General features: G+C 63.8%; 14 protein-coding genes. 5 read left to right on the forward strand and 9 right to left on the reverse strand.

Going from position 1 to position 22,420, the window contains the following annotated elements:
- Window positions 1-45: 45 nt before the first annotated feature.
- From ACPZMI_RS11635 to ACPZMI_RS11645, 3 genes are all read right to left on the reverse strand, one after another.
- Complete coding sequence (locus ACPZMI_RS11635; protein ID WP_426352264.1) at window positions 46-1,401, reverse strand: HlyD family type I secretion periplasmic adaptor subunit; 1,356 nt, start codon at window positions 1,399-1,401, stop codon at window positions 46-48.
- 54 nt (window positions 1,402-1,455) lie between these two features.
- Complete coding sequence (locus tag ACPZMI_RS11640; RefSeq protein WP_426352270.1) at window positions 1,456-3,591, reverse strand: type I secretion system permease/ATPase; 2,136 nt, start codon at window positions 3,589-3,591, stop codon at window positions 1,456-1,458.
- A gap of 76 nt (window positions 3,592-3,667) precedes the next feature.
- Window positions 3,668-5,041: a TolC family outer membrane protein gene (locus ACPZMI_RS11645; RefSeq protein WP_186710091.1), complete on the reverse strand. Its 1,374-nt coding sequence runs from the start codon at window positions 5,039-5,041 to the stop codon at window positions 3,668-3,670.
- A gap of 480 nt (window positions 5,042-5,521) precedes the next feature.
- Here ACPZMI_RS11645 and ACPZMI_RS11650 point away from each other — a divergent pair, with 480 nt between their 5' ends.
- On the forward strand, window positions 5,522-12,688 hold the full coding sequence (locus ACPZMI_RS11650; RefSeq protein WP_426352265.1) for a retention module-containing protein: 7,167 nt from the start codon (window positions 5,522-5,524) through the stop codon (window positions 12,686-12,688).
- A 4-nt stretch (window positions 12,689-12,692) separates the two neighbouring features.
- Here ACPZMI_RS11650 and ACPZMI_RS11655 read toward each other — a convergent pair whose 3' ends face one another.
- Together ACPZMI_RS11655 and ACPZMI_RS11660 are read right to left on the reverse strand one after the other, a co-directional pair.
- Window positions 12,693-13,055 (reverse strand): YbaN family protein, encoded by a 363-nt coding sequence (locus ACPZMI_RS11655; RefSeq protein ID WP_186666849.1) that lies wholly within the window; start codon window positions 13,053-13,055, stop codon window positions 12,693-12,695.
- 9 nt (window positions 13,056-13,064) lie between these two features.
- A complete protein-coding gene (locus ACPZMI_RS11660; protein WP_186666848.1) occupies window positions 13,065-13,652 on the reverse strand; it encodes a YecA/YgfB family protein in 588 nt (195 codons plus the stop codon).
- Between the two features lie 243 nt (window positions 13,653-13,895).
- On the opposite strand from ACPZMI_RS11660, the gene recQ reads away from it, so the two are divergent.
- Together recQ and ACPZMI_RS11670 are read left to right on the forward strand one after the other, a co-directional pair.
- Window positions 13,896-16,043 (forward strand): DNA helicase RecQ, encoded by a 2,148-nt coding sequence (recQ, locus tag ACPZMI_RS11665; RefSeq protein WP_426352266.1) that lies wholly within the window; start codon window positions 13,896-13,898, stop codon window positions 16,041-16,043.
- A 180-nt stretch (window positions 16,044-16,223) separates the two neighbouring features.
- Window positions 16,224-16,661: a MarR family transcriptional regulator gene (locus tag ACPZMI_RS11670; protein WP_186666846.1), complete on the forward strand. Its 438-nt coding sequence runs from the start codon at window positions 16,224-16,226 to the stop codon at window positions 16,659-16,661.
- An 84-nt stretch (window positions 16,662-16,745) separates the two neighbouring features.
- On the opposite strand, the gene ACPZMI_RS11675 is transcribed toward ACPZMI_RS11670, so the two are convergent.
- Window positions 16,746-18,932, reverse strand: coding sequence for a patatin-like phospholipase family protein (locus ACPZMI_RS11675; protein ID WP_186666845.1), 2,187 nt, complete (start codon window positions 18,930-18,932; stop codon window positions 16,746-16,748).
- A gap of 68 nt (window positions 18,933-19,000) precedes the next feature.
- Here ACPZMI_RS11675 and ACPZMI_RS11680 point away from each other — a divergent pair, with 68 nt between their 5' ends.
- Window positions 19,001-19,282, forward strand: a complete 282-nt coding sequence (locus ACPZMI_RS11680) for an Rdx family protein (protein ID WP_186666844.1) — start codon at window positions 19,001-19,003, stop codon at window positions 19,280-19,282.
- Here the strand turns inward: ACPZMI_RS11680 and ACPZMI_RS11685 are convergent, their stop codons facing one another.
- Both ACPZMI_RS11685 and ACPZMI_RS11690 read right to left on the reverse strand, forming a co-directional pair.
- Window positions 19,283-20,173, reverse strand: a complete 891-nt coding sequence (locus ACPZMI_RS11685) for a DMT family transporter (RefSeq protein ID WP_426352267.1) — start codon at window positions 20,171-20,173, stop codon at window positions 19,283-19,285.
- 115 nt (window positions 20,174-20,288) lie between these two features.
- Window positions 20,289-21,050: a helix-turn-helix transcriptional regulator gene (locus tag ACPZMI_RS11690; protein WP_411384051.1), complete on the reverse strand. Its 762-nt coding sequence runs from the start codon at window positions 21,048-21,050 to the stop codon at window positions 20,289-20,291.
- A gap of 155 nt (window positions 21,051-21,205) precedes the next feature.
- Here ACPZMI_RS11690 and ACPZMI_RS11695 point away from each other — a divergent pair, with 155 nt between their 5' ends.
- Window positions 21,206-22,018 (forward strand): UDP-2,3-diacylglucosamine diphosphatase, encoded by an 813-nt coding sequence (locus tag ACPZMI_RS11695; protein ID WP_186666841.1) that lies wholly within the window; start codon window positions 21,206-21,208, stop codon window positions 22,016-22,018.
- Between the two features lie 21 nt (window positions 22,019-22,039).
- Here ACPZMI_RS11695 and ACPZMI_RS11700 read toward each other — a convergent pair whose 3' ends face one another.
- Window positions 22,040-22,351, reverse strand: coding sequence for an Mpo1-like protein (locus ACPZMI_RS11700; protein ID WP_054893259.1), 312 nt, complete (start codon window positions 22,349-22,351; stop codon window positions 22,040-22,042).
- Between the last annotated feature and the right edge of the window lie 69 nt (window positions 22,352-22,420).

The following is a 22,420-nucleotide window of genomic DNA, read 5'->3' on the forward strand; positions in this document are numbered from 1 at the left end:
GGAGCGGGCTTGCCCGCGAAAAGGCCACCACCAATCCCACGGCCCTCACCGCTCGCGCATCGCCTCGGTCCTGGCCTTCATCACCGGCTTGAGCAGGTAATCCAGCACGCTCTTCTGCCCGGTGATGATGTCCACCGTCGCGGTCATCCCCGGGATGATCAGCAGCGGCTTGTTGTCCCCGCCCAAATGGTTCTTCTCGGTGCGCACCTGGATCAGGTAGAACGCATTGCCCTTGTCGTCGGTGACAGTGTCGGCGCTGATCAGCTCGAGTTTGGCCTTGAGCCCGCCATAGATGGTGTAGTCGTAGGCACTGAACTTGACCATCGCCACCTGCCCCGTATGCAGGAACGCCACGTCCTGCGGGCGCACCTTGGCCTCGATCAGCAGGTTGTCCTCGATCGGCACGATCTCCACCAGGTCGCTGCCGGGCTGGACCACGCCGCCGATGGTGTTGACCTTGAGCAGCTTGACGATGCCACGCACTGGCGACACCACGGTGGTGCGGTTGACCCGGTCGTCGATGGCGATGCTGGTGGCGGTGATCTTCGACAATTCCGTGCGCTTGTCATTGAGCTCCTTGGCCGCGTCGGAACGAAAACTCGCCTCGGACTCCTGGATCTTGCTGCGAATCTCGGCAATGGCCGCTTCAGCGCGAGGAATGGCCAGGTTGGTCGCGTTCAGTTGGCCGCGGGCTTCGACGCTGCGCTGCTTGAGACGCAGGATCTCCACCGGAGAAATGGCGCCTTTGCTCACCAGTGGCGACGACATGTCCAGCTCTTGCTGCAGCAGCCCTACCGCTGAACGGTACTGATCGACCTTGGAGCGGAATTCGGCGAGTTCCTGGGTCTTCTGCCGCAGTTGTTCGTTGAGCGTCTGCTTCTCGCTGGTGAGCCGGCGCTGACGCGACTGATAGAGGGCGATTTCGTCTTCGGCCACCTGCGGTGCCTTGGCGCGGATTTCGTCCGACAGCGCGAAGGGGCGCCCTTCGGATTCGGCCGACAGGCGCTCGACCTGTGCGGTCAGGGCGTAGCGGTCGGCTTCGCTCTCGCCCTTGTTCGACTTGAAGCGGGTGTCGTCCAGGCGCAGCAGGGTGGCGCCCTTGTCGACCATCTGTCCTTCGCGCACGAAGATCTCGGTGACGATGCCGCCTTCGAGGTTCTGGATCACCTGCACCTTGCTCGAGGGGATGGCCTTGCCTTCGCCGACCGTGACCTCGTCGAGCACGGCGAACTTGGCCCAGACCAGGGCCACCAGCAACAGCGCTGCTGCCAGCCACACCGTGATGCGCGACAGGCGCGGCGAGTCCTGCAGGGTGGCGCCGGCCAGCTCCGGCATGTAGTCGCGCTCGGCATGCTTGTCGGCGCCGGCGAGATGGCTGCGAACGCTTTGGCTGAGGGGCATGTCTACCTCCGATGAAAGCCACGGAGCCTCTGGCAGCGCCGTTCTTGACGTCGTTTACAGGGCTGCGCCGATACGGCCTTTGCGCAGGGCGTCGATCACCGCGTCCTTCGGCCCGTCGGCCACCACCTTGCCGTTGTCCAGTACCACCAGCCGATCCACCAGGCTGAGCATCGAGCTGCGGTGGGTGACCAGCAGCAGGGTCTTGCCGGGCACCCAGGCCAGCAGGCGTTGGCGCAGTTGGTCTTCGCTACTGTTGTCCATGTGGCTGGTGGGTTCGTCGAGGATCAGGATCGGCGGCTCCAGCAACAGTGCGCGGGCCAGCAGGACGGCCTGGCGCTGACCGCCGGAGAGCAGTTGGCCACGCTCGCCCAGCGGGCGGTCGAAGCCCTGCGGATGTTGGCGGGCCAGTTCGCTGACGCCGGTCAGCTCGGCGACTTCGAGCATGCGCGCATCGCTGACGTGGCGTGCGCCCAAGGTCAGGTTGTCGCGCAGGCTGCCTGCCAGCAGGGGCATGTCGTGGGCGACATAGCCCAGCTGGTTGCGCAGGTCGGCAATATCCAGTTGGCGCAGGTCGAGGTTGTCCAGCAGCACCTGGCCTTCGTCAGGGTGATGAAACCCCATCAACAACCGCCCGAGCGTGCTCTTGCCCGAACCGCTGCGGCCGATGATGCCGATGCGCTCCCCGGGTTTGATCGACAGGTTGATGTCGTTCAGGGCAGCGGCAACCTGGCCGGGGTAGCGGAAGGTCACGTGGCTGATGCCCAGGCCGCCCTGCAGCGCCGTATGCTCCAGTGCCTGCTGGCCGGGTTGGCGCTCCTGCGGCAAGCTCATCAGTGCGTCGGTGCTGCGCATGGTCAATTGCGCTTGTTGGTAGCGGGTGATCAGCCCGGCGATCTGGCCCAGCGGCGCCAGCACCCGGCTGCCGAGCATGTAGCAGGCGATCAGGGCGCCCACGCTGAGGCTGCCGGCGATGATCGAGTAGACCCCCGCGACGATGGTGGCCATGCCGCAGAACTGCTGGATGAACAGCGTGCCGTTGCTGGCCAGGGCCGACAGGTTGCGGGCATGGGCGTCGAGACGGGCGATGGCGCCGTTGGTGTGTTCCCACAGATACTGGCGTTCGCTTTCGGCGCCGCAGGCCTTGAGGGTTTCCAGGCCGCCAAGGGTTTCGATCAGCAAGGCCTGGCGCACGGCGCCGAGGCTCAGGCTTTTCTGCACCGTATCGCGCAGGCGTATCTGGATGAACAACGCCACACCCACCGCCAGCGGGAAGGCCACCAGCGGGATCAGCACCAGCCAGCCGCCGAGCAGGCCGATCACCAGCAGCATCAGCACCACGAAGGGCAGGTCGATGATGCTGGTCAGGGTGACGGCGGTGAGGAATTCGCGCAGGCCCTGGAAGTCGTGGATGCTCTGGGCGAAGCCGCCGATGCTGGCCGGACGTGCTTTCATGGCCATGCCGGTGATGCGCTCGAACAGTGTGGCGGACAGGATCAGGTCGGTCTTCTTGCCGGCCTGGTCCAGCAGGTGCGCGCGGACCATGCGCAGTACCAGCTCGAAGGCAGTACCGATGAACAGGCCGATGACCAGCACCCACAGGGTCGAGAGTGCCTGGTTGGGCACCACGCGGTCGTAGGTCTGCATCACGAACAGCGGCACCATCAGCCCGAGCAGGTTGATCAGAAGGCTGGCCAGCAGGGCATCGCTGTACAGCCAGCGTGAATGCTTGAGGGTGTCGCGAAACCAGGCTTCGACCCGTGGCAGCAGTGGCGTACGCAGGTCTTCGAGGGTATGTCGCGGGCGGGCGAACAGGGCTTGCCCGCTGTAGGCCTGCTCCAGCGCCTGGCGCTCGACCCATTGCTCGCCACCTTCGGCCTCGCACGGCAGGATCAGCGCCCGTCCATCTTCGCTCCAGCGTTGCAGCACGGCGCTGCGCCCGTCACCGAGCAGCAACAGTACCGGCAGGTTCAGCGGGCTGATCGCGCCTAGCTCGCGGCGCAGTACTCGCGCCTGCAGCCCGGCGCGGGCGGCGGCCCGGGGCAGCAGTTCGAGGCTCAGGCGCTGGTCGGCCAGCGGCAGGCCGGCACACAGGCTGGCGCGGCTGGCCGGGCACCCTTGAACCTTGCACAGGATCAGCAGGCCATCGAGCAATGGATCATCCGCAGCCAGGTTGGGCTGCGTGCTTTGCATACTGGTCACGATGGCCTACTCCTGCCGCGGTGGACGGGAAGTGGCTGCAGGGGGCTGCAGCCGCCTTTCGCAGGGCCTAGCGCATATCGGGCAACTGCGCCTCATTGCGCACTTCGGTCTTGGCGATGGCTTCCGGTGGCAGCGAGATGCGCTGCTTGCTCAGCAACTCGCCCATGGTCGCCAGCACCCGGTACATGGAAAACTCTTCGGTGTAGCGCACTTCGGTGTAGCGACGGTTGGCGTTGTACAGCTCGTTCTCGCTGTCGAGCACGTCGAGCAGGGTGCGCTGGCCCAGGCCGAACTGGTCCTGGTAGGCACCACGCACGCGTTGGGTGGTCTCGGCGTATTCACGGGCGCTGGGGGTCTGCTTGCGTGCGTTGTTCATGGCGTTCCAGGCCAGGCTCAGGTTCTCGGTGAGCTCGCGCAGGGCGTTGTTGCGGATGTCCATGGCCTGGTTGATCTTGTGCGCATCGGACTGCAGGCGCGCCTTGTCGCTGCCGCCGCGGAACAGGTTGTAGCTGAGCTCGACGCCGGCCTGCCAGTCGTTGTTGCTGTGGCCGCGCTCGCCGCCCAGGTTGTTGTTGGCACCGGTGGCCAGCACTGCGTCCAGGCGTGGATAGAACGGCGACTTGGCCACTTCGTACTGTTTCTCTGCAGCGTTGACATCGGCCTGGGCGGACTTGAGGTACGGGTTGTTCTCGCGCATGCCCTGGCGGGCTTCATCGAGGGTGCCGGGCATCTGGATCTTGATCGAGGTCGGCGTTTCCAGTTCGTCCGGCTGGCGGCCGATGACGCTGTAGAAGTTGGCCTCGGCGTCGGCCAGGTCGACCTCGGCGGTGTCCAGGTTGTTTTCCGCCAGGGCGCGACGGGCGCGGGACTGGTCGAGGTCGGCGGTGCTGCCCACGCCGCGCTCGCTGCGCAGGCCGATCTGGTCGTTGACGCGCAGGTGTGCCTGCAGGTTGTTCTTGGCCAGGGTCACCAGCTCACGGCGCTTGAGCACTTCCAGGTACACCTCGATGGCGCGCAGGGCGACATCCTGGGCGATGGCCTGGGTGTAGTACGCGCGCGAGGTGGCCACCGATTCGGTGCGCCCGACTTCGTTGGCGGTGTTGAAGCCGTCGAAGATCATCTGTCGCAGGCGCAGCTCGGACTGTGTGTAGTTGAGGGTTTCCTTGTTGTGGTTGCGCGTGCCGTCGGGGTTGATGCCGCGCGTATTGAGGTTGTCCGAGCGCTGGCGGCCATAACCGGCCACCAGGTCGACGCTGGGGTAGTAGCCTCCGCGCGCGAACTTCACATCCTCATCGGCCGACAGCTTGCTGTTGCGATTGGAACTGATCTGAGGGTGGTAGTCCACGGCGCTCTGGACAGCCTCGGTGATCGACATCGCCTGAGCGTTGGCACAGGCCATGGCCAACAGGATCGCACTGGTGATGGGGGTTAACACGCGCATGGGGTACTTCTCCCTGGTCTTTAAAAAGGTCCTGCGTTTCGCCAAAAAAATGACGAAAAATTGAGTTGAAACCGTTTCAGGTTTGTAACAACAGAGCTAAGAACATTTAACGGGCAAGCTAAGAAGATTTTTTCATAAGGTCTATGCGAAAAAAAACTTATGCGGTCTAAGCAAACCGAGACATTGTTCTATTCAAGCGCTCGGGTAAATCGGCTGCAGTACCTGATTTCCGGGCTTCGGAGAAAGTTCCAGATTTTTTGCAGCTAAGGACCCTGGAGAGGACAACGACGGCGGAATTTGGCGACAAAAAATTGGCATTCGAATAATGGCCAATTCCCACTACCGCACGCGTTGAGCTGTCTTGGTGAAGGCGATTTCTCACCCTTGTGACAGACGCGAGACCCCGCAAAGGATCGCTTCCCGCATTACCTGGCCTGTCCGCCGCTGCAGAAAGCCAATCGGCAGGGGAGGCGTGCGTTCATGGCTAAATCAATTGGCGTGGTCAGCAAGGTCATAGGCCAGGTATTCGCGGTGGGCAGCGACGGTGCCAAGCGTATGCTGGTGGAGGGCGACCGCCTGTTCGCTGGCGAGCAACTGGAAACCGGAGCCGCCGGTGCTGTGGCCGTACGTTTGCACAACGGCGCCGAGCTGACGTTGGGACGAGGCAGCAGCCTGGAAATGACCCCGGACCTGTTGGCCAACCGTGCTCCCCACGTACAAGCTCCTGATCCGCTTCCCAGCCAGGCGCAGCTCAGCGATGTCGAGCGTCTGCAGCAAGCCATTGCCGCAGGTGCCGACCCGACGCAGGAGGGCGAAGCACCCGCCGCCGGGCCTGGCGCCAACGGAGCGCCCGGGGCCTTGGGGGGCGGGCACAGTTTCGTGTTGCTGACCGAGGTGGCCGGACGGGTCGATCCGACCATCGGCTTCCCCACCGCCGGCTTCAACGGTATTCCGGAACTGGCCAACCGTTACATCGGCACCCTGGACGTCGACAATAACGCAGGGCCCTTCGGGCCGCCGCTCAATCCACCGGTCAATCCCCCTGTAAACCCGCCGATCAATCCACCTGTGAATCCTCCCGTTACACCGCCGGACAATCCTGTCACCCTGCGCGGGCTCGACCTGAGCCCCGCCGAACTGACCCTCAACGAGGCAAACCTGCCGTTGGGATCGGCCAGCAACCCGGCAGCCCTGACCCAATCCGGCAGTTTCACCGTGGTCGCGCCGGATGGTGTGTTCAACCTCAGCGTCGGCGGTATCAACGTGGTGACTGCCGGTGTGGTGACCGGTGTGGGCCAGTCCATTACCACGGGCCTTGGCAACGTCCTCACCATCACCGGTTACAACCCGTCCACGGGTGTCGTCAGCTACAGCTACACCCTCACCGGCGCCGAGCACCATCCGGACGGGGCAGGCAGCAATGAACTCGGCGAGCATTTCCCGGTGCTGGTCAGCGACACGGATGGCGACGTCGCCAGTGGCTCGCTGGACGTGATCATTCGCGACGATGTGCCCACGGCGGTCAACGATACCAACGCGGTCACTGCCACCGAGCAGCACACCCAGCTCACCGGCAATGTGCTGGACAACGACGTCCAGGGCGCCGATCGGGTGGTCGGCGGCCCCGTGGTGGCCGGTACCTACGTCGGAACCTACGGCACCCTGGTGCTTGCTGCGGACGGTTCCTACACCTACACGCTTAACGTCAACGATCCGGACTTCAAGAACCTCAACGGTGGCGGACATGGCGTCGAGACCTTCACCTACACCCTGACGGATGCGGACGGTGACTCCAGCAGTGCGACCCTGACCCTGAACATCACCAACCTCGACGATCCGGTAACCCTCGGTGGCCTGGATGTGAAGGGCGGTGAGCTGACGGTCTACGAGAAAAACTTGAGCAACGGCAGTGCGCCGGACAGCACCGCCCTGACCCAGAGTGGCAGCTTTACCGTCAGTGCACCGGACGGCCTGCAGACCCTGAGTGTCGGTGGCATCAGCGTGGTCAGCGGCGGCGTGGTGGCGGGTTTCCCGCAGTCGATCACGACCGCGCTGGGCAACACCCTGACCATCACCGGCTACAACCCGGCCACCGGCGTGGTCAGCTACAGCTACACCTTGCTCGGTAACGAAGGCCATCCTACGGGCGAGGGCACCAACAGCCTGAGCGAGCATTTCAGCGTGATCGCCCAGGACACCGATGGCAGCAGCGCCACGGCCACCCTGGATGTGAACATCGTCGACGACGTACCCCAGGCGCAGCCCGACTCGGCCAGCGTGGTGGAGGGTGGCACGGTCAGCGGCAACGTGCTGCTTAACGATCAGTTGGGCGCCGACCAGGCTGGGACCAGCAATGTGGTGGTGGGTGCGCGGGCGGGGTCCGACACCTCGACCTCGGCCATCGGCAATCTCAATACCGCGATCGGGGGCCTGTATGGCACCCTGACCATCGATGCTGCCGGCAACGCCACCTACCATGCCAACCCGAATGCCGTGGCGCCGGCCGGTGCCACCGATGTGTTCGTCTACACCATCCGCGACACCGACGGTGACGAGAGCACCACGACCATCACCATCAACGTCAAGGATTGCTCGCTGATCGCCGGGCCCAACGACGGCGTGACGGTGTACGAAAAGGCGCTGGACCTGGTGAAGGATGGCAATGACCTGGCCCCGGGTACTGTCACCGGCAGCACGCCGGGTTCCACCGGCGAAACCGCCTCCGGTAGCCTGGCGGGCTCCGTGAGCGGTGGCGTCGGTGCGCTGACCTTTACGCTGGTGGGCAATGCGGTGGGCCAGTATGGCCAGATTCAGCTCAATGCCGATGGTTCCTACACCTACACGCTGACCTCGGCGCCGAAATCGCCGGATAACGTCAATGATGGGGCGAACAGTCTGACGGAGAGCTTCACCTACGAGGTGAAGGATTCGCTGGGCAATTCGACCACCAGCACCATCGTCATCACCATCGTTGACGACGTGCCCAAGGCGCACAGCGATTTTGCCAATGTCTTCGAGGGCGGCACCGTCAGTGGCAACGTGCTGGTCAATGATGTATTCGGCGCCGATGTGGTGGCTGATGGCAAATACGTGGTCGGGGTTCGCGCAGGCGGTGATACCTCCACCTCGGCCATTGGCCAACTGGGCGTCCAGGTGGTCGGCCAGTATGGTTACCTGACCCTCGATGCCCAGGGTAACGCGACCTATCACTCCAACCCCGACAGTGTCGCGCCGCCTGGTGCTACGGATGTGTTCGTCTACACCATCCGCGATGCCGACGGTGACGAGAGCACCACCACCATCACCATTGATATCCACGACTGCTCGTTGGTCGCAACGCCTGATGGCGGCGTGACGGTTTACGAGAAGGCGCTGGATCTGGTGAAGGACGGCAATGACCTGGCGCCAGGCACTGTTACCGGCAGCGATCCACACTCCCCGGGCGAGACGGCCTCGGGCTCGCTGGCCGGGGCGGTGAGTGGTGGTATCGGGGCGATGACCTTCACCCTGGTAGGCAACGCCGCAGGTCAGTACGGGCAGATCCAGCTCAATGCCGACGGCTCCTACACCTATACACTGACCTCGGCGCCGAAAACGCCGGGCAACGTCAATGACGGCGCGAACACGCTGACGGAGTCCTTCACCTACCAGGTGAAAGATTCGCTCGGCAACTCGACCACCGGCACCATCGTCATCACCATCGTCGACGATGTGCCCAAGGCGCACTGCGATGTCGCCAGCGTGACTGAAGGCGGCGTGGTCAGCGGCAATGTGCTGGACAACGACATTGTCGGTGCCGATGTGCGCGGGGACGGCCAGTACGTGGTCGGCGTGCGTGCCGGCTCCGACACCTCGACCTCGGCGATTGGCCAGGTCGGCAGCCAGATCATGGGCCAGTACGGTTACCTGACCCTCGATGCCCAGGGCAACGCGACCTACCATGCCAACTCCAACAGCGTGTCCCAGGCCGGCGCTACCGATGTGTTCGTCTACACCATCCGTGATGCCGATGGCGACGAGAGCACCACGACCATCACCATCAATGTGCACGACAGCAAGCTGGTGGCCTGCGAAGACAGTGAAGTGAAGGTGTATGAAAAAGCACTGGACCTGAACAAGGATGGCAACGACCTGGCCGCAGGCAATGTCACCGGCAGTGACCCGCACTCGACAGCGGAAACCGCTTCCGGCAGCCTCGCGGGCTCGGTGGGTGGTGGTGTTGGCGCGCTGACCTTCAGCCTGGTGGGCAATGCCACGGGGCAATATGGCCAGCTCCAGCTCAATGCCGATGGTTCCTACACCTACACCCTGACCTCAGCGCCGAAAACGCCGGGCAACGTCAATGACGGTGCGAACAGTCTGACCGAGTCCTTCACCTATCAAGTGACGGACTCCGTAGGTAACTCGACTACCAGCACCATCGTCATCACCATCGTCGACGATGTACCCAAGGCCCATTGCGATGTGGCCAGTGTGACTGAAGGCGGCGTGGTCAGCGGCAATGTGCTGGACAACGACATTGTCGGTGCCGATGTGCGGGCAGACGGTCAGTATGTGGTCGGCGTGCGCGCCGGCAGCGACACCTCGACCTCGGCGATTGGCCAGCTTGGCAGTCAGGTCATGGGCCAGTACGGCTACCTGACCCTCGATGCCCAGGGCAATGCGACTTATCACGCCAACCCTGACAGTGTGTCCAAGGTCGGCGCTAGCGACGTGTTCGTCTACACCATTCGCGATGCCGATGGTGACGAGAGCACCACGACCATCACCATCAATGTGCAGGACAGCAAGCTGGTGGCTTGTGAGGATCGTGACGTCACCGTGTACGAGAAGGCGCTGGACCTGGTCAAGGACGGCAACGACCTGGCGGTGGGCACGGTCACTGGCAGTGACCCGCATTCAACGGCGGAAACCGCCTCCGGCAGTCTGGTGGGTTCGGTCGGCGGCGGTGTCGGGGCATTGACCTATAGCCTGGTAGGCAATGCTGTCGGCCAGTTCGGGCAAATCCAGATCAACGCCGATGGTTCCTACACCTACACCCTGATCTCGGCACCGAAAACCCCGGGCGGTGCGGACGATGGCGCCAATCGGGTTGTCGAGTACTTCACCTACAAGGCCACCGATTCGCTGGGCAACAGTGTCACCAGCACCATTGCCATTTCCATCGTCGATGATGTGCCCAAGGCCGTGTGCGCCGAACGCAGCATCACGCCCGGCCAGGTGGACTCCAATATCCTGCTGGTGATCGATGTCTCCGGCAGCATGAACTTTGCCTCTGGTGTGCAGGGGCTGAGCCGTCTGGCCCTGGCAAAGCAGGCGATCAACGCCTTGCTCGACAAGTACGACGACATGGGCGATATCAAGGTGCAAATCGTCACCTTCGCCACCGGGGCCTGGGTCAAGACGCCGGTCTGGGTATCGATCGCCGAGGCCAAGAGCATCGTCGCCGGGTTGAGCGCCGACGGCTCGACCTACTACGACTCCGCCGCGACCAAGGCGCAGGAAGCCTTTGTCACCAGCGGCAAGATCGCGGGGGCGCAGAACATCAGCTACTTCTTCTCCGATGGCGTGCCCACTGACAATCATTCGATGACAGCGGTGCGCGAAGCGGCCTGGGAAAGCTTCCTCGATAACAACGGGATCAAGTCCTACGCCATTGGCTTGGGCACTGGCGTCAACCAGGCCAACCTCGACCCCTTGGCCTACGACGGCAGCAGCCATGTGGATACGGGCTCCGTGGTGGTTACCGACCTCAGCCAGCTCAGCGCCGTGCTGTCGGGCACTGTGCAGGGGGCACCGATCACCGGCAGCCTGATGAGTGGCGGGCACTTTGGTGCCGATGGCGGCTTCATCAAGGCGCTGCTGGTCGATGGCACCACCTACACCTTCGATCCCAAGGCCAATGCTGGGCAGGGAGCCTACAGCGTTGCCGGAGGGCCGGACAAGGCCAGCTTCGATACCAGCGGCAACACGCTGTCGATCAAGACTGCGCTCGGTGGCACGCTGCTGGTGGACATGGACACTGGTGAATTTACCTACACGCCGCCGAAGGATACCGGCAGCAGCCAGGTCGAGAAGTTCGGCTTCACTGTCAGCGACAACGACGGCGACACCAGCAGCGCCAGCCTGATGGTGAAGATCAATAGCAACAGCGCGCCAGTGGCGGGTGCCGACCACATCATCACCAATATCACCGGTGCCAGTGTCACCGTCCCGGCCCAGGCGCTGCTGGCCAATGACAGCGATGCGGATCACGACCACCTGAGCGCTGCGCCCATCACCTTCAACACGGGCTTTGCCGAAAAGGGCGCGGGCTTCACGGCAGGCAGCCAGGCACAGACGCTCAAGTTCGATGGCACCGCCAACAAGCTCGAGAACCAGCTCAAGGACCTGGCGCGCAGTGACTTCACGGCGATCTCGGGCTCCATGACGGCGGCCTTGGTGATTGCTGGGTACCTGGGTTCGATCAGCACCGGCAATGCCAACGATGAGGACACCCTGACCGTGACCCTGCGCAAGGGTGAGAGCCTCAGCCTCGACCATGACCGCCCGGCAGGCAACCTGATGCTGGAGTGGAAGGATGCCAACGGCAGCTATCAGCCGATCGCCGACGGTGGCAGCTTCACCGCCAGCCACGACGGTGTGTACAGCATTCACGTGATCAACAGCGAGAATGCCCTGGGCAACAGCAAGGCGGCGGAGAACTACAAGCTGAGCCTGGTGATCGACTACAGCCATGCCGAGAACGAGGTCTACCAGGGCAGCTACACGCTCAGCGACAACCATGGCGGCAGCGCCTCCGGGGCGGTGGACATCACCTATCAGGTTGGTAGCACCTTGCAGGGCACGGCAGGCGATGATGTACTGCTGGCGGGCAATGGCGACGACACCTTGAACGGTGGTGCCGGCCACGATGTGCTGGTGGGAGGGGCTGGGAACGATGCCCTGTACGGCGGGGAGGGAGATGATCTGCTGATCGGTGGCCCCGGCAACGACCTGCTGGACGGCGGGCCCGGCAATGACACCGCCAGCTACGCGTCGGCGACGGCCGGGGTCACGGTCGATCTCGGCCATGTCGGTGCGCAGAACACCGGCGGGGCGGGCCTCGACACCCTGGTCAGCATCGAGAACCTGATCGGCTCGGACTACAACGACACGCTGATCGGCAACGAGGGGGACAATGTGCTCAGTGGTGGCCTGGGGGACGACATTCTCATCGGCGGTGGCGGTAACGACATCCTCATTGGTGGGCCAGGCAACGACACCCTCACCGGCGGCAGCGGCAACGATACCTTCGTCTGGCAGAAAGGCGATACCGGGCACGACCGGGTGACCGACTTCACGCCGGGCAGCGACCGGCTCGACCTGTCGCAATTGCTGCAAGGCGAGAATGCTACGGCAGCCTCGCTGGATGACTACCTGCACTTCAAGGTCAGTGGCAGTGGGGTCAATGTGGTCTCGACCATTGAGGTCAGTAGTGTGGCGGGTGCTGCGGCGACCCAGACCATCGATCTTGCCGGCGTCGACCTGGCCCAGCATTACGGGGTGACGGCGGGAGCGGGGGGCATGATCGCGGCAGGGCACGATACCGCGACCGTCATCAGCGGCATGCTCAACGATCATTCGTTGAAGGTGGATACGGTGTAACCGGTTACGGATGGCGCAGGGTCTTCTGCTTGAGGATGTAGAGGGTGACCAGCACGGCGCTGGTGAGCATGAAGGCCCTGGCCCAGAACAGCGGCACCAGGTAGCTCGACAGCCCGATGCTCGCCCACATCAGGCCGATGGCGTAGACCTTGCCCTTGAGCGGGATACCTTCGCCGTTGAGGTAGTCGCGAATCCACGGTCCGAGCCTGGGGTGGTTCACCAGCCAGTCGTGGAAGCGCGGCGAGCTGCGGGCGAAACAGGCCGCCGCCAGCAGCAGGAAAGGGGTGGTGGGCAACACCGGCAGGAAGATCCCCAGCACCCCTAGCGCGACACTGAGCCAGCCGACGGCCAGCAGCAGGTAGCGCACCACTGCGAATCAGTGGTGGCGCGGCTTGAGCAGGGCCGGCTTTTCTTCCGGCGCGTGCAGCAGCAGGAACAGCGCGCTCAGTGCCTCGGGAATCTGCACGACCATGTCGTCCTGCAGGTTGGCGTTGCTGGCGATGTCGGCGAACTCAGGCTGTTCGTCGAACAGGCCCGAGCCAACCATGATCGGCAGCAGCATTTCGCTGACTTCCTCTTCGGCGTTCTCGAACCAGGCCTCTTCACGCAGGAACACGCCCTCCATGAAGCCGATGCACCAGCCGCGCAGGTCGGAATCGTCCGGCTCGTCGGTCAGGTCCAGCTCGCAAGGCAGGTCGAATTCCTCGTCGCTGGCCAGTTGGCGAGCGATGTGGCCCTTGAGGGCCACCAGCGTCGCTTCGATCTCGGTGCGCTGGGCTTCGCTGGCGTAGTGAGGTTCTTCGGCGAAAAGCGCGTCGATCCATTCGCGCTCGGGAACGTCCTCGGCACAGATCGACAGCGCGGTCAGGTAGCCGTGTGCGGCGACGTAGTCCAGCGCTTCTTCGTGCAGCTCATCGGCGTCGAGGAAGGCTTGCAGGCGGGTCAGTTGCTCGGCGAAGGACATTACAGGGCTACCTTGGGGAATAAACGATAGTGAATTCTAGCACCTTGCAGCCTCGGCGGGGCAAAGGGAACGTCTGTCACCGGAGCCTGCCGCAGAGCAGGGCACTCGGGTATACTCCGCAGTTTTTCAAGCCAGCTGGCGTTTCTGCGCCGCCCGGCAAAAACCGCTTACGCATTCGACGTGTGCGCGGCGGATTTATCGTCCAGCCTGTGTCCAGGATGGTACGGCGATTTGGAGTGGCAAATGCTCGAACAGGCTCAGCGCGTCCTCAAGGACATCTTCGGCTACGACAGTTTCCGAGGTCGCCAGGCGGCGATCATCGAATGCGTGGCCAACGGGGGCGATGCACTGGTCCTGATGCCCACCGGGGGTGGCAAGTCGCTGTGCTTCCAGGTGCCAGGCCTGCTGCGCCCTGGCCTTACCGTCGTGGTCTCGCCGCTGATCGCGTTGATGGACGACCAGGTCGCCACCCTCGATGAGCTGGGGGTGGCTGCGGCCGCGCTGAACTCGACGCTCAGCCCCGAGCAGCAGCGCGACCTGGCTGGGCGCCTGCGCCGCGGCGAGGTAAAGATGCTCTACCTGGCGCCTGAGCGCCTGGTGCAGCCACGCATGCTGGAGTTCCTGCGCGACCTGGATATTTCGCTGTTCGCCATCGACGAAGCGCATTGCGTGTCGCAATGGGGGCATGACTTCCGCCCCGAATACCTGCAACTGGGTCAGCTTGCCGAGCTGTTCCCGCATGTGCCGCGTATCGCCCTGACCGCCACTGCCGACATGCGCACCCGTGAGGAGATCGTCCAGCGCCTGCACCTGCAGGGCGCGGAGCGTTTCCTGTCGAGCTTCGACCGGCCCAACATTTTCTATCGCATCGTGCCCAAGGAATCGCCGCGCAAGCAGTTGATGGCGTTTCTCGGCGAGCGGCGCGGCAACGCCGGCATCGTCTACTGCCTGTCGCGCAAGAAGGTCGACGAAACCGCCGCCTACCTCTGCGAGCAGGGATTCCCGGCATTGCCCTATCACGCCGGCCTGGCTGCCGAGACCCGCGCGGCCAACCAGCACCGCTTCCTCAACGAGGAAGGGCTGATCATGGTCGCCACCATCGCGTTCGGCATGGGCATCGACAAGCCCAACGTGCGGTTCGTCGCCCACCTCGACCTGCCCAAGTCGCTTGAGGCCTATTACCAGGAAACAGGTCGGGCCGGGCGTGACGGCCTGCCGTCCGATGCCTGGATGGCCTACGGCCTGCAGGACATGGTGATGCTCAAGCAGATGCTGCAGAACTCCGAAGGCGACGAGCGTCACAAGCGTATCGAACAGCACAAGCTCGACGCGATGCTGGCGCTGTGCGAAGAGACGCGCTGCCGGCGCCAGTCTTTGCTGGCCTACTTCGACGAGGTGCTCGAGCAGCCCTGCGGCCATTGCGACAACTGCGTCGACAAGGTACAGACCTGGGATGCCACCGAGCCTGCCCGCCAGGCGCTGTCGGCCGTGTTTCGCACTGGCCAGCGCTATGGGGTTGGCCATCTGGTCGATGTGCTGATGGGCAAGGATAACGAGAAGGTACGCAATTTCGGTCACGAGAAGCTGTCGGTGTTCGGGGTCGGCAAGGCGCTGGGCGAGCACGAATGGCGGTCGTTGTTCCGTCAGCTGGTTGCCCGTGGCCTGGTGGACATCGACCTCGAGGGTTATGGCGGTCTGCGTCTTTCCGACACCTGCCGGCCACTGCTGCGAGGCGAGGTGAACCTGCAACTGCGCCGCGATCTCAAGCCGCAGACCGTGGCCAAGTCCTCGGGCAGTGGCAGCGGCAGCCCGGCCAGCCAATTGGTGCGTGCCGAAGAGCGCGAGCTGTGGGAGGCGCTGCGTACACTGCGGCGCAAGCTGGCGGAGGAGCACAGCGTGCCGCCTTATGTCATCTTCCCCGATTCGACGTTGCTCGAGATGCTGCGCAGCCAGCCCACCAGTCTCAGCGACATGGCCCAGGTCAGTGGCGTGGGTGCGCGCAAGCTGGAGCGTTATGGCCAGGCGTTCCTGGAGGTGCTCAACGGCGCCGGCGGCACCGAGGAGGCACCGAAGGTGGTGCTCGACCTGCGGCACGAACTGGTCAGCCTGGCCCGCGCCGGCATGACCCCGGCGCAGATCGCCGGGCAGTTGAACTGCAGCGAGAAGAACGTCTACAGCCTGTTGGCCGAGGCCATCGGGCGCCAGGAACTGAGCCTGGAGCAGGCGCTGGACCTGCCAGAAGAGTTGATGATGGAGGTACAGGACGCATTCCTCGACGGGGAGGGTGAACTGCCGCCGGTTTCGGCCATTGCCCCGCAGTTTGGCCAGCGCGTGCCGGAAGGTGTGCTGTATTGCGTGCGTGCGGCGCTGGCGGCGGAGTTCGAGCTCTGAGGCAATAGTGCCTGCTGCCGTGAGCGTAGAGTGCCGCCGGTAACGCCGGGTTTCCCGGTCATTCCTGACCTTTGTCATTCTTTTTGTTGATTATCGGACGTTTCCCACTCGCCGAGCCTTGCCTGATACTCCGGGGCATGATTAGCTGACTAATAATTAGTTCTATCGATCGAGTTGCTTATGCCCCTGACCGACAACCAACACCGCTTCGGCATGCAGCTGGCCCAGATGTCCCGGGGCTGGCGCGCCGAACTCGACCGCCGCCTGGCCGGGCTGAACCTGTCCCAGGCCCGCTGGCTGGTGCTGTTGCACCTGGCCCGTTTCGACGAAGCGCCGACCCAGCGCGAGCTGGCGCAGAGTGTCGGTGTCGAGGGCCCGACGCTGGCGCGCCTGCTCGACAGCCTGGAAAGTCAGGGGCTGGTGCGTCGTCAAGCGGTCATGGAAGATCGGCGCGCCAAGAAAATCCTGCTGTGCCCGCCTGCAAAACCGCTCATCGATCAGATCGAAACCATTGCCAATGCCCTGCGGGCCGAACTCTTCACTGGCGTCGATGAGGCGGATCTGGAGGTGTGCATGCGCGTGCACGCGAAGATTCTTGGCAACCTCGAGAAGTCCTGACCACAGCACTACGCTTCAGCGGCACGAGAAAACGGATAGAGGCTCACGCCCTATCCGTTTTTTTATGTCGCGCCTTCGCGCGTACTAGAAGGTGTGGCCCAGGTTCAGGTACACCGCCTTCTGGTGCTCGGTGTTGGCGCCATAACTGATGTTCAGCGGCCCAAGCGGTGTGTCCAGCCCGAGGAAGATGCTCGCTGCGTTGATATAGCCACTGTCGAACTCGTTGTCGTTGTTCCAGGCGCGGCCACGCTCCAGCGACCCGCCCAGGTACAGCGGGAAGTCCAGCGGCAGGTAGGCGCGTGGTGTCAGGCGCCGGTAGTAGACCATGCGCATCAGGCTGATGTTCTGCCCCGACACCGAATCCTGGCGAAAGCCCGATAGCTGACGAGCGCCGCCAAGCACGAAGCTGGAGGTCACCACGTCGGTATCGTCCAGGGTACGGCCGTAGCGGCCGCCGAATACCCAGGTGTTCGGCCCGTAGCTCAACGCCTTGTCGATGTTGAACTGCCACTGGCGGTAGTCGGTGTCTGAATCCAGCGAGCGGTCGTACTTGCGCAGGGTCAGGCCGATGTCCTCGCCGCTGTGGGGGAAGTACACGTTGTCGAGGGTGTCGAAGGAGTATTTCAATTCGTAGAAGCCTTCATTGAAGCTGACCTTGGGCAGGTCCTGGTCGCCGATGCGCACTTCGGCCTCACCCCAGGCCTTGCCCACGCCCAGGCGCACTTCCCCGTAGGTGCCGATCTGTCGACCCAGGTTCAGTCCGAAGCCGTAGCGTTCCAGGCGGTACTCGGCAACCGGATCGTTGTCCAGGGTCGCTTCGATGTTCTGCGAGCCAAGGGACAGGTACGGCGCGACAAAGTAGCGCGAACCCACGTCCAGCGGCTGGTAGAACTCGCTGTACAGTTCCTGCTGATCGCCGATCTGTGCCCGGGTCAACCATTCGGCGCCCAGGCGGTTGATGCCATTCACCCGATAACTGGCACCCAGATTGAAGGCACTGTCGCCGCGCATGTCGTCGGACAGGTTCAGGCCCAGGCGCAGGTAGTCGGTGCCGCCGCGCTTGCCTCGGGCGTTGATCACCAGTGTGTTGTCGTCGCCCTTGTGCACCACGCGGTACTGCACCCGGTCGAAGTAGTCCAGGCCGTAGAGGGTACCCATGTCGGTCTCCAGGCGCTCCAGCTCCAGCGGCTCGCCGATGGGTTGGCGGATGTAGTAGCGGATCACGTCATCGCTGACCTTTGAATCGTTCTCCACCTTGATCGCCGTGATGATGGGCGTGCGCTGTTGCGCAGAGCGGGCCGCGGCCAACTGGCTGTCGCCGCCTGCCTGGCGCAGCACCGCCAGGCGTGCGTCGAGGGCGCGGGTGGCGCGGTAGCCGGCGTCGATCATGTCCTGGGCACGACCGAAGTCGGTGACGCCAAAGGCTGCCAGTGCTGGTTGTACCAGGATGTCGTCGCGGTGCAGGCTGGCCAGTTGCTCCTCGGAGTTGCGCCGGGTCATCAGGGTGATCGACTGGTTGAGCACGTCCACGACCGTGGCCAGTTGCTTGCGGCTGCGCAGCGGGGTGCCGATATCGACGACGATGGCCATGTCCACGCCCATTTCGCGCACCACATCCAGCGGGATGTTGTCGACCATGCCACCGTCCACGAGCAGGCGCCCGTCGAGCTCGACCGGGGCGAACACTGCCGGAATCGACATGCTGGCGCGCACCACCTGAGGCAGGTGGCCACGGCGGAATACCACTTTCTCGCCGCTGGCGATGTCGGTGGCGACGGCGCGGAACGGGATCGGCAGTTTGTCGAAATCGCGGATGTCAGCAGTGTGGGCCAGCTTGCTTTCCAGCAGCAATGACAGGTTCTGGCCCTGGATCACACCCAGCGGCAGGCCAAGGCTGCCGTCATCGCGAAAGCTCAGCTTCTGCTTGACCAGGAAATCACGGTCATCCTGCTTGCGGCGAAACGGCACGTCCTTGCGCGGCGGGGCGTCGGAGAGTGCCTGCTGCCAGTCGAGGGTGCGCGCCAGGTGCTCGAGCTCCTCGATGCTGTAGCCGGAGGCATACAGGCCGCCGACCACCGCACCCATGCTGGTTCCGGCGATGGCGTCGATGCGCACGCCCTGTTCTTCCAGGGCCTTGAGCACGCCGATATGCGCCAGGCCGCGGGCGGCGCCGCCGGAAAGTACCAGGCCGACCTTGGGCCGGGGTGGCTCCACGGCCAGGGCGGTGAACGAGGTGAGCGCCAGCAACAGGCATAGCAGCAGATGATGCATCGTGAGTCTCAAAGCGGTGGGCAAAGACCGCTAGTATAAGCGGCTCACCCACCAGGAAATGTCCTCATATGGCCGATACCAAACCCGAAATCGTCATCACGTATTGCACGCAGTGCCAATGGTTGCTGCGCGCTGCCTGGCTGGCGCAGGAACTGCTCAGCACTTTTTCCGACGATCTCGCGCGAGTCGCCCTGGAACCGGGCACTGGTGGAGTGTTCCGCATCACTTGCGACGGCGCGCAGATCTGGGAGCGCAAGCTCGATGGTGGCTTCCCCGAGGCCAAGGTGCTCAAGCAGCGGGTGCGCGACCAGATCGACCCGCAGCGTGACCTGGGCCACAACGACCGTTGATCATGCGCCTTCGGCCAGGCGTTCACGCTGTGGTGGTGGCTCGGCAGACAGGCGGCTGGACAGCACGATGGCGAAGATGATCAGCACCCCGCCAGCGAGCATGCGCAGGGTGGGGGTCTCGGCGAACACCATCCAGGCCACGGCAATACCGTAGACCGGCTCCATGCCGAATACCACCGAGGCGGTACGGGCCTTGATCACTGCCAGGCTGGCGACGAACAGGCTGTGCGCCACCCCGGTGCAGAAGATGCCAAGCAGGGCGATCCACAGCCAGTCCATCGGTTTCACGGCACTCAGGCCCGGCAACGCGAAGGGCAGGAGGCACAGGCCGACCACCAGGTTCTGGCACAGCGCAGCCTGCACCGCAGGCACACGACCGGAGCCGGCACGATTGGTCAGCGACAGCAGCGAGAACAACAGGCCCGACAGCAAGGCCCAAAGCAGGCCGCCCGTGGCCTCGCTGGCCAGGTTGAACGCCGGGGTGACCAGTACCAGGCCGATGCTTACCAGCAATACCAGCAGGGCTTCGTTGCGCCGGATGCGCTCGCGGAACAGCACGCCTTCGAGGATCACGGTGAACGCTGGAAAGCTGGCAAAACCGAGGGTGGCGATGGCAACGCCACCGACCCGCACGGCGATGAAGAAGCTCACCCAGTGCCCGGCCAGCAATATGCCGCCAAGCAGCAAACGCCCCAGGTCCTGAGCCCTGAGTCGCTGCCATCCCTTGCGGGCGAGACCGGCGAACAAGGCCAGGGCCAGCACCGCGAAGAGTGCGCGGCCAAAGACGATGATCGAGGGCGTGGCACTGGCGGCCAGTTTGCCGAAGACGCCGGTAAGGCCGAAGAACAGCGCGCCGATGTGCAGGGCGCCGAGGGCAGTACGGTGGTTCATGCTGAGTCCTTGCTCGAGATCGTTGCTGGCACTTGCGCGGGTAAACCCGCAGCCACAGGCCGATACAGGCACAGTGTAGAGCTCGGGGAGAACAGATTCTGTCGCGATCCTGGCGTCAGTTGTCGCCAGACTCTCGCCGCAGCGCCAGCGGCGTAAGGCCGAATGCCCGCAGTATCGCCGCCGAAAATGCACTCTGCGAGCTGTAACCCACCTGTGCGGCGATTTCGCCCATCGGCAGCGAAGTGCGAACGATCAGTTGCCGTGCCTTGAGCAAACGCCGCTGGCGGATGTAGTCCATCGGCGTCATGCCGCATTCCTCGACGAAGCGTGCGTGCAGGCGGGCACCTGACAAACCGGCCAGTCGTGCCAGGTCGGCGACCTGCAGCGGGTGTGCAGCATGACGCTCGATATGTGCATCGAAGGCGGCGTAGGGCAGGCGTTTGCTGGCGGTGGTGGGGGCGGCAGCGGTGTTCAGGCTGGCCAGCAGCAGGAGTGCGCCTTGGCGGCTGATCAGCGGGTCATCCACCGGGCTCGCCGCGAGCCAGTCCACCAGTTGCTGCTGGCGGCCGTCGAGCAGTAGCGCCGCCGGGCGCTCGAGCAGGCGGTGGCTGGCCTCGGCGTGGCCGCCCATCTGTTCGCGCAGCCAGTGTTCGCCTGGAATATCCAGCACCAGGCAGTGGCTGCCCGCGTCGCTGGCACAGGTGTGGTGAAAGCCGGCGGGGACCACGATGAGCCCCTGGCGGTCGATGCGCGCGCCCCGGCCCTGTACTTCGAAATCCAGTTGCCCACGCAGGCCGAACACCAGTTGCGGGTGTTCGTGGCTGTGGGCGAGCAACTCGTCGCGGTAGTGGCGCAGGGAAAGGATCGGACCGACCATGGGAGCATCCTTGGAACAGAGGTGCAGTGTATCACCGTGGGAATTGCCCGCGAAAAGGCCGGCGCTCCGTGCGGGACGATCACTCGTCACATCACTGCCACCAATCTGTCATCCGCACCTGCCAGTCTCCTGCAAACAGCGCCGGAGGCCGCCCCATGACACATGCCGAACTTGTCCGTCCGTCACGCAAGCAGCGGGTGCGCACCCTGTGGATCTCCGATGTGCACCTGGGCACCCGGGATTGCCAGGCCGAACACCTGTCGCAGTTCCTCAAGGGCTACCAGGCCGACCGCGTCTACCTGGTCGGCGACATCATCGACGGCTGGAAGCTGCGTAGCGGCATCTATTGGCCGCAAGCCCATACCAACGTGATCCGTCGCTTGTTGACCATGAGCAAGCGCGGTACCGAGGTGATCTACGTCACCGGAAACCACGACGAGTTCCTGCGCCGTTATTCGAAGCTGGTCCTGGGCAATATCCAGCTGGTCGACGAGGCCGAGCACCTCACCGCCGATGGTCGTCGCTTGCTGGTGGTGCATGGCGACCAGTTCGACGTGATCACCCGCTACCACCGCTGGTTGGCGTTTCTGGGCGACCGGGCTTATGAGTTCACCCTGGTGCTCAATCGCTGGCTCAATCATTGGCGTGCCCGCTACGGGTATGGCTACTGGTCGCTGTCGGCTTACCTCAAGCACAAGGTCAAGGGGGCGGTGAACTTCATCAGCGACTTCGAGGATGCGATCGCCCATGAATGCACGCGCCGGGGGTTCCAGGGCGTGGTGTGTGGGCATATTCACCACGCCGAGATCCGCAAGGTGGGCGAGGTTGAGTACCTCAACTGCGGTGACTGGGTCGAATCGTGCACGGCGTTGATCGAGCACTGGGATGGCCACATCGAGCTGTACCGTCTGGCCGATGCCCAGGCACGGGAAACCGAGCGCGTTGCGGCGTTGCGCGAGCCAGCATAGTTCGGCACGGCCGCAGGCCTCTCAAAGGCTGATCTTGCCTCGCAGGATGTCGCGGAACATCGCGAAATCACCAATCAGGCTATACAGCGGATACGTGAAAGTTGCCGGTCGGTTCTTCTCGAAAAAGAAGTGCCCGACCCAGGCGAAGCCGTACCCGGCGAACGGTATGGCCAGCAATAGCAGCCAGTTGCCGCTGCCAATGGTGTAGGCCAGCAGGGCGATGACCAGGCTGGTGCCGACGAAGTGCAGGCGTCGGCAAGTAGGGTTGGCGTGTTCGCCAAGGTAGTAGGGGTAGAACTCGGCAAAACTGCGAAACTGCGCTGTGCTGTTCATGGGCTGTGTTCCCGCAGGTGCGTTTTTTTCAGGATACACGGCGTGGAGCCTGTTTCGAGTCTAGAGTCA

It is taken from the genome of Pseudomonas wayambapalatensis, assembly GCF_049942315.1.
Lineage (GTDB): Bacteria > Pseudomonadota > Gammaproteobacteria > Pseudomonadales > Pseudomonadaceae > Aquipseudomonas > Aquipseudomonas wayambapalatensis.